Origin of the sequence: Streptomyces sp. ITFR-21, from assembly GCF_031844685.1 — a bacterium.
In the GTDB taxonomy this organism is placed as follows: Bacteria; Actinomycetota; Actinomycetes; order Streptomycetales; family Streptomycetaceae; genus Actinacidiphila.
The window spans coordinates 45280-53160 of record NZ_CP134607.1 but is presented as its reverse complement, the minus strand read 5'-3'; the positions used below and the strand labels follow the sequence as shown (position 1 = coordinate 53160).

Below are 7881 nucleotides of genomic sequence, written 5' to 3'. Positions count from 1 at the left end.
CCACATCGCTGCGCGATGTGCAAGCGAGACGCCTCGCTTCGCTCTGCGTGACCGCGCTCCGCGCGGTCTGCCCGGCGTAGCCGGGCCAACCCCTCCGCTTCGCTCCAGGGTTGACGGCCCGCCATGCGGCGGGCTCCGCCCGCCTCCTGGCGGGCCTTGGCCCCTCGCTCCGCTCGGGTCCTGGCGGTGCGCGTTGCGCCCCGCAACCGGTGCGGGAACAGCCGTTCGGCGCGGCCCGTACGGGGCGGGCAACAAGCAGGCTGGCTAGGAGGGGAGGGGTGGGCACGGTTGGCCGGCCGGGGGTGGTGGGGGGTTGGGGCGGTGAGGGTGACCGGGGTGGGTGTGGTCGGGTCAGGGTGCGGCGGGGGTCGGGACTGGTCAGGGGGCAGGGGCGGATCGGTTTCGGACAGTTCCGGTTGTGGGGGCTGATCCGTGGTGCGTCAACGTGGCGACTGCGCTAACCTCTGGACTCAGACACCACCCCCGGAGCACACTCGCCCAGGGCGCATCGCGGCGTCTGAATCCACCGATCGCGTTGATAGACGCGCTGCCGGAATTCCCGCTATTCACGCTGAGGAAATGTGCTTGCGAAACCCATTACTGCGGCCGGTAATTACCTCAGCCGAAGAACAGAAACCCGTTCGTCCTTTCTGCCGGAATTCAGCGTACGGAGGTACAGGAGCTGTGTGGCCGCCAGGCCGCGCGGCGGAACCGTCCACGGTGGCCGGCCCCGCTGCTGGCGTTTGTCCGTCACGACCGGCACCGCCCGAGACTCAGGGACCGCTGGCGCCGTCCACGGCCCGCAGGGTGGCCGCACAGCCGCACGCGAAGCCGCCTCCGCCACGACGGGGTCCGGCCCGCGCGGGTGCGCGTACCTGATGGAGATCAAGAGGCGGACGATCATCGCCGCTGGTCATGGCGTCGGGGTGTATCAATGCGGGCTATTCGAATGTCACTCTGGGACGCACCTTTCCCCTGTAGGGGAAATGATCGAGCGTCAGGAGCCCCTGGTTCGGCGTGTCGGGTTCCCCTGGAGGGGAACCGCGGGCTACGGTCGGCCCGCGTACATCGTTCCCCTGGAGGGGAAACCCCGAGGTGAGGAGCAGCATGGGCCGGGTCAGGCCAGCGGTGAACACCAGCACCGGCGAGTACGTCCAGCTGGAGCTGCTCGGAGCCGATGAGGACAAGGAGCCGTACGACTGGAGCGGTGGCGGCCGGCACGTGAACGCAAGCAAGGTCAACGGCGCCGCGCTGTGGGCGAAGGACAGCGGGTATACGAAGAATGACAAGCTGGTCTACGGCCACTACCTGTTCAACGCGCCCGTGGGTGACCAGCCGCTGCGGCAGAGTTTCCGCGAGATCGCCGCTGAGCTGGAGTTGCGTGCGAATGCTGTGGGCAAGTCGGTGGGTAATCTTCACCGCGGGGGTTACCTGGTGCTGGCGGAGACCGTTGGCCGGGTGGTCTTCTACAAGCTCAACGCCCGGGCCGCCTTCGACGGGTCCTCCCTGCGGCAGCGCAGGGCTGCCGAGAAGGTTCCGCGCCCTGTGGTTCCGTGCCCGCCTGAGATGAATGAGGAGGCCGCGTCATGACGTCGCCCGCCGCTGAGCAGCTCGAAGAGCCGCGCTTCATGGAGGCCGGCGAGCTCAATGCCCTGCTGCTGCGCTCGCAGCTCAAGCAGGGCGCGGACGTGAAGGTGCTGTGGTTCTACGCCACCGCCGTCCCGATGGGCGAGCCGGTGCCCAGCACTGCGACCGACATCGGCAAGTCGGTGGGCCTGAGCACCACCAGCGCCTCGCGCAGCATCGGCCGGCTCGCAGAGCACGGCTGGCTCCAGCTCGCGTACACGGCCGTCGGCGTGAAGTTCTACCGTCTCGGTCCCGCTGCGATCGGCCCGGCCGTCCAGCAGCCCGCCGACGGCCACGACGACGTCGACGCGCCCCTCGCGGTCGTCCACCAGCTGCACGGCCACCGCTGACCCGCCTCGCGGGCATGGCAACGGCGCCGCACTCCCGAGGTGCGGCGCCGTTGCCATGCCCGCGAGGCGGAGGGGGCGTTGCATCGTTCCCCCCGGCGGGAAACTCGCAGGCAGCGGGCTGGTTTCACCGCCGCCAGGAGCTCCGGTTGCTGCACGGTGACCAGGCACGCAGCACCGGGGCGTTGCATCGTTCCCCCCGGCGGGAAACGGGGGTGCAGCAACCGCGTGCTGCACGAGCAGCGCCCTTGTGCCACCTGGCCCGTGGGCATGTCCCAAAGCTCCGCAGCAACCGGAGCAGCACACGCCGGTTGCTGCGGTTGCTGCACACCAGTGCTGCAACCGCAGCAACCGGAGCAGCACACGCCGGTTGCTGCGGTTGCTGCACACCAGTGCTGCACGCTGCTGCTCCCGTTGTTGCAACCGGGGTGGCGTGCCGCGGACCGGGCGGGTGTCGTTGGGTGTGCGTAACGACCACGAGGGCGCTGGGCGAGGCGCTGCGCCGCGATGCGGCGGTGCTGCTGGAGAGGGGGGTTGAGGAACATCGGCGCAAGATCGTGCGTCTGTACGCTCCGTGATCGCCCTGCCGCAGATAATGCGCTGTTATCTGCGGCACCGGCCACCGTGAGCTGCAGCTACACCAGATTAGGAGTGCGTGAAGCGCCCCCGTTATCTGCGGCATGGCCGTTATGAGCCTGTCTTGGTTCCGATGTTCCCTCAACCCTCCGAAGCCGACCTTCACGCGCCAGCAGGCGTACGGATCGGTGTCTGCCCGTACAGGATCTTCTCGGCCGCCACCTTCTCGTCCACCCACACCACGCCCTCGCCGCGGCAGTCCTCGCACTTGGCCCAGGCCGGCCCGACCTCGTCGCTATCCTCGACCTCGGCCCAGATGACTTGTACGGACCCGTCCCCGTCGCACTCGTCGCACTCGAACTCGTACTCGCCTTCTACCAATGCCATCGCGCGATGCCTCCCCGGGGGTCGATTTGGAATGGGAGGTGATCCTACGCGCCTGCCGATGTGTCCCGTTCCCAGTTCAACGCCCAATCAGGGTCCGAGAGGGCTTAGCGCCGGTTTTCGTTCCGATGTTCCTCAACACCCGAGAGCTACCGGGCCGGCTCCTGGGTGCCGGACCCGGCCGCCTGTTCCTGCCGAACCGAACGGTCCTACTCGCCGACCCCGTGCGTACCCGCCTGGCTGCCTACCTGGACTACCGAAACCACCGCTGGCCCCGCACCGCCAACACCCACCTGTTCCTCTCCCAGACCACAGGCTGCGGCGTGGAACCGGTCAGCCACGTCTGGATCAACGACGTGCTCGGCATGCCCACCAGCCGGCTCCGCGAAGACCGCCTCCTCCATGAAGCCGAGGCCACCGGTGGCGACCCCCGCCGCATCTGCGACCTGTTCGGCCTGTCCGTCGGCGCGGCCCTGCGCTACACCGGCACCATCGACCAACCCGGCCTCATCGAACACGGCCTCCGCACTGCGGGACCCGCACCGAGACCAGAGCCTGGGTAAGAGGCATTACCAGATGAGCCAGAACCCCCCCCGGTCTTGAACCTCTGATGGAGGTCCCCCATATACGCGTGGGAGGGCGCTGGGCACGGTGTTTACGCCGTTCACAGCGCCGTCCATGCTAGGCCCCGTGAACATCGAAGACGTGCGTGCGGCGCTCAGCGCCGGAGACTTTGCGGCATTGATAGGCATTGAAGAGTGCGGATGGATGGACGTGAAGTCTGCGCCCTACATGGTCGACGAAGGGCCTCGCCCCAAGGAAGAGCTCGTCAAGGACGTCGCTGGCTTTGCCAACACCGCGACCGGTGGGCTGCTCATCATCGGCTTCAAGGCGATCAAGGCCAACGGAGTGGAGACCGTCTCGGAAGTCAACGCAGTGCCACGGACGCTGGTCGACACGGAGACGTACCGCAAGTTGATCGACGAGCGGGTCTACCCGCACATTGAGGGCCTGGAGCTGAAATGGGTCGAGTGCGGGAACGGCAAAGGAGTGTTGAGCATTGACATCCCAGCTCAGCCCGCCAGCGCGCGCCCGTTCGTGATTCCGCCGCCTACCAGGAAGGACTCGCCGTCGGTCGCAGGTCTCGCTGTCCCCGTGCGACGGGGAGACCAGACTGTTTTCTGGAGCCGCCAGGAGACTCACCGCCAGCTGTCCGCAGGGTGGATGGCCATCGGAGCCCCGGCTACCGACGACAGCGGCGTGCGTCGAGCGGCCGAGGGGTCCGTCGCACTGCACGGGAACACTGCGGACCGGTCCAAGGCGCAGCGGATCCTTGCTGCGATGCCCTTTGACGCGCCCTGGCTCCGCATGCTCCAGGGCCGGCCAACGATGCGCCGGGTCAGGGCGGATGTCACGCGAGCGATCGACACGGCCTGGGATAGCCTCATCGCCGACAACGACATCAAATTCCTCGATCCTGAACTGGTGGACGCGCACGCTACGTTCATGGACAGCCTCCGCCGAGTGATCGACGAACTTGACGGCATGTTCGACCCGGATGACGGCTCCAGCCCCCCGGCCTACGTAGAGGTCCCCCCGGAGTGGAAGCGCTCTGACCCCGAGCGGTACCAGCAGATGTTGGCCGACCTGTCCGAGGCTCGTGACGCTTTCCTTGAGGCGCGCATCGAACTCATGAACTCGCTGAACCGCAGGGGCCTCTTGAGCTGAGCCAGACGCGACCACACAGCGAGCAGTGCCCGACGACTGGGCGACGTGGGCAAGCGGCGAGTTGGTGCACTCCGGAAGGGGCCAGCAGCTCCTCACGTCGGCGGGCTGTCCGCGGCCATGACTGCCTCCGCGTAGCGGGAGCGTCGCATGTTGGGCGAACATGAGGCTACGCGCCCCAGTCGCAGCCCTGAATCGCCGATCCTCGTGCACAGCCAGCCCCTTCCAGCCGAATATCGCCAGCTCCATCGAGGTTCCAGCGACCCCTACACCGGTGCCCCTCGGTTCGGCAGGCTCGGAGAAACCCGAGCCTGCTCCGGTACCGTTCTGAACGCACGACCCGTGAGTTCGGCTACGAGGCCACTTCGGAAAACTCGAACCCACGGCCTTTTGCTTTGGCGCGCAGTTCCTCAAGCGCGGCCTGGCCGTCGCCGAACGCCTCTTCGGCCTCGCGGCGTTCCCGTAGCGCCTGGTTCTGCCGCTCGATCGCGGCGCGGACAGATGGGGCGAGCTTGTCGCCCTGCTCCACCTTGCCGGCCTGGAGGGCGGTGAGCGCCTGGCGGTAGCCGGCGGAGGCGTCCTCGCGAGTGCGCACCGGCCCGGCCGGCTCCGGCGCGGCAGCCGGAGACACCTCGGCGGCCGGAGCGGAGGTCCGGGTGCCGGGCGGCAGGACGCGGATGCTGCGCACCGCTTCACGGCCAGCGACCTGGTTGGCCATGGCGACCAGGCGGGCGGTGCTCATCCGCAGTTGGGTGGCGTAGGCGGGCGAGTCCGGCAGCAGGTCCAGGCGGCCGGTGTCGGCGTCGAAGGCGACTGCCTTCACGTGCGGGGCGAGGTCGGGCGCGATGGCCGGCCACTGCTGCAGCACGGTCCCGCCGGCGGCCGGGACCTCCCACGCCCGCTCGGTGACGAGCTGCTGGAACGCCGCCGCCAGGCCGACCGGTTCGCGGCCGTCGCCGCGTACGGACCGACCGACCCGGACGCGGCGGGGCTTGCCCGCCCCGGGCTGCTCGCCGCGCTTGCGGGCGGTGGCCTTGGCGGCCTGCAACGCGACCCGGGCCAGGTCCACACCGGACGGTGCCGTCGACGCCGCGGACTCTGGCGGCCGCGGGGCGCTGCTGGGGTCGGTGCTGGTCACTGCTGCCCCCTGTCGATGCCGAACTCGCTGAGCGACGTCATGGAGGCCAGCTGCCGGGCGCGGTGGACCAGGCCGGTGCCGTAGATGCGCTCCGCGGCCGCCGGTCCCCACCACTCCACGGCCATGCTGATCAGCGACGTCTCACCCCTCATCAGCTCCGCGGCCGCCGCCCGGCGCATCTCCGCGATCTCGGTCGCGGTGAGATCCTGCGGGCCCGAAAGCTCCGGCAGCCCTTCGGCGTCGGCTGCCCGCGGCTTGGGCGCGAAGGCCTGCCCGAGCAGCTGGTCGACCTCGCTTCGCACGGCGGCGCTGCGCGGCGCCTGCCAGGCGCCCTCGCTGCGTTCTTGGCTGTTGCGGACCTGCTGAATGCGGTCCTTGCGGGCGGCATCGACGGCGGCGTTGCGGTGGTCGACCTGCGCGGCGCGCTGCTGGCGGGTGGTCCAGCCGGGCATGGTCGCCATGCCGCGCATCCGGGCCGCGAGGAACCCGGAAGCCCGCCGTACGCCGCCGGGCGGCTCCTGGCGCAGGTCCAGGACAGCCAGGACCTCATCGGCCGTCCAGCCCGCGTCGGAGACCTCGTTGACCGCCCACGCGATCCGCGCCTTGTCGGCAGGACGCAGCCACGGCACCCGCCGCATCAGCTCCCCTGCCAGGGAGAACCGCTGCCCAACCTGGTTGAGCTTCCGCGGCCCGCGCTTGGCCTTCCTCGGGTGAGACGACTCGTGCTGCCCGCTTGCGAGCTTGTCCTCAGAGGGATCAGGGGTACTACCGGCAGTGGAGACAGTTGAGGTACCACCCTGCATTGGGGTGCAACGGCCCTCGCCCAAATCCGGCCCGGAAACCGGCTCCTGGCCGTGCTGCCCGCTCTCCGCTGCACCCTGCGCCGACGCCGCCGGCGAGACCTTCGCCGACCGCCTCGAGGCCGCCTTCTTCTTCGGCTTGCGGACCTTCCGGGCCGCCTTCTTCGCCAGCTTCGCCATCGCCTCCCGGCCCGCCTCGCCCATCCCGGCCACCGCCCGCGTGTAGTCCGGCGCCGCCTCATACCGCTGCACCGTGCGGATCCCCAGCGCAGCGTCGAACTCCGGCGGGACCATCAGCACGAACTCGCTCGCCTTCCGGTCCCCGCCCTTGGCCCGGGTCCCCTGGAACACCCACACCAGCAGGCCCGTCTCCCGCAGCATCCGCAGGTGGTTCTCCACCGACCGCTTGCACAGACCCGTGCGCGCCATCAGCAGCTCGATCCCGGGACGGCACTGGACGAACTTCGCCAGCTCCTGGGCAACGCGCACCGTCGTGGGACCGAACGAGCGCGGCCCGGACTTGTGGTGCCGACGCGGCTCGTACAGGCCGCTGCCCGCCACCCAGTGCACCGCCTGCATCCAGCTGTAGCCGTCCATCGCCAGTCGGCTCGCCGACGTCGACAGCCAGTGCGAGGCCTCCGGCACGAACAGCTCCGGGAGCTCCGCCAGCACGTCGACCGCGTCGTCGCCTGGCAGGCCGGGACGGCGCGGCGACGGAACCCGCACAGCGGCCGTTGCCGCCGCGGTGCTCATCGGCCCACCCGGGCCGGCGTCGGGACAGAAGTCATCCGGCGACCGTGGAACAGATCGCCTGTGGATAGAGGACAGAGAACGCGGGCCGCGAGGCGGCCGCCTGTGGACGAAGGGGTGCTCACGTCTTCTACAGGTGTCGGAATCGCTGACCGTGTGACGGCCGCGAGCAACGACTTTCGATCAGCTCCGCAGGCCGGTCCGGGGACACCACATCGTGTGATGTCCGCCACGGCGTAACCGCGGCGGGGCCGCTCGGATGGCTGAATCAGGGATACGCGGGCACGCCAGAACTGGCGCACCCACCGGTGCGCGTGCAAAATGGCAGACGCCTCCTTCCGTACGGATGAGGGCATGACGAAGCCCCTCGGGTGCTTTGTTGATCTCGGCCAGAGATCGGATAGTTCGACCGGCGCCAACCGGCGAACCACGGGAGAGCCGCCAAGCTCTCCGGTGACATGTGGGGTGCTCAGCCCGAGACGATGGGGATCGTCTCCGTGGACCAGAACCCCGGCGGCTCTGCCGCCACCGACCT

At 69.4% G+C, this 7881-nt stretch carries 7 protein-coding genes; 4 read left to right on the top strand and 3 right to left on the bottom strand.

Annotated elements, in window-relative coordinates:
* Window positions 1–1095: 1095 nt before the first annotated feature.
* A complete protein-coding gene (locus tag RLT57_RS32505; RefSeq protein WP_311301280.1) occupies window positions 1096–1590 on the top strand; it encodes a transcriptional regulator in 495 nt (164 codons plus the stop codon).
* Window positions 1587–1976 (top strand): hypothetical protein, encoded by a 390-nt coding sequence (locus tag RLT57_RS32500; RefSeq protein WP_311301279.1) that lies wholly within the window; start codon window positions 1587–1589, stop codon window positions 1974–1976. Before RLT57_RS32505 ends, RLT57_RS32500 begins: the two co-directional genes overlap by 4 nt.
* Window positions 1977–2711: 735 nt before the next feature.
* On the opposite strand, the gene RLT57_RS32495 is transcribed toward RLT57_RS32500, so the two are convergent.
* Window positions 2712–2936 carry a hypothetical protein gene (locus RLT57_RS32495; RefSeq protein WP_311301278.1) on the bottom strand — a complete coding sequence of 75 codons (225 nt, stop codon included), beginning with the start codon at window positions 2934–2936 and terminating at the stop codon, window positions 2712–2714.
* Window positions 2937–3157: 221 nt separating this feature from the next.
* Here RLT57_RS32495 and RLT57_RS32490 point away from each other — a divergent pair, with 221 nt between their 5' ends.
* Both RLT57_RS32490 and RLT57_RS32485 read left to right on the top strand, forming a co-directional pair.
* Window positions 3158–3496, top strand: coding sequence for a hypothetical protein (locus RLT57_RS32490; RefSeq protein WP_311301277.1), 339 nt, complete (start codon window positions 3158–3160; stop codon window positions 3494–3496).
* 127 nt (window positions 3497–3623) lie between these two features.
* Complete coding sequence (locus tag RLT57_RS32485) at window positions 3624–4661, top strand: AlbA family DNA-binding domain-containing protein (RefSeq protein WP_311301276.1); 1038 nt, start codon at window positions 3624–3626, stop codon at window positions 4659–4661.
* Window positions 4662–5010: 349 nt separating this feature from the next.
* Here RLT57_RS32485 and RLT57_RS32480 read toward each other — a convergent pair whose 3' ends face one another.
* Complete coding sequence (locus RLT57_RS32480) at window positions 5011–5796, bottom strand: DUF721 domain-containing protein (RefSeq protein ID WP_311301275.1); 786 nt, start codon at window positions 5794–5796, stop codon at window positions 5011–5013.
* Window positions 5793–7349, bottom strand: coding sequence for a transcriptional regulator (locus RLT57_RS32475; RefSeq protein ID WP_311301274.1), 1557 nt, complete (start codon window positions 7347–7349; stop codon window positions 5793–5795). Before RLT57_RS32475 ends, RLT57_RS32480 begins: the two co-directional genes overlap by 4 nt.
* Window positions 7350–7881 lie beyond the last annotated feature (532 nt).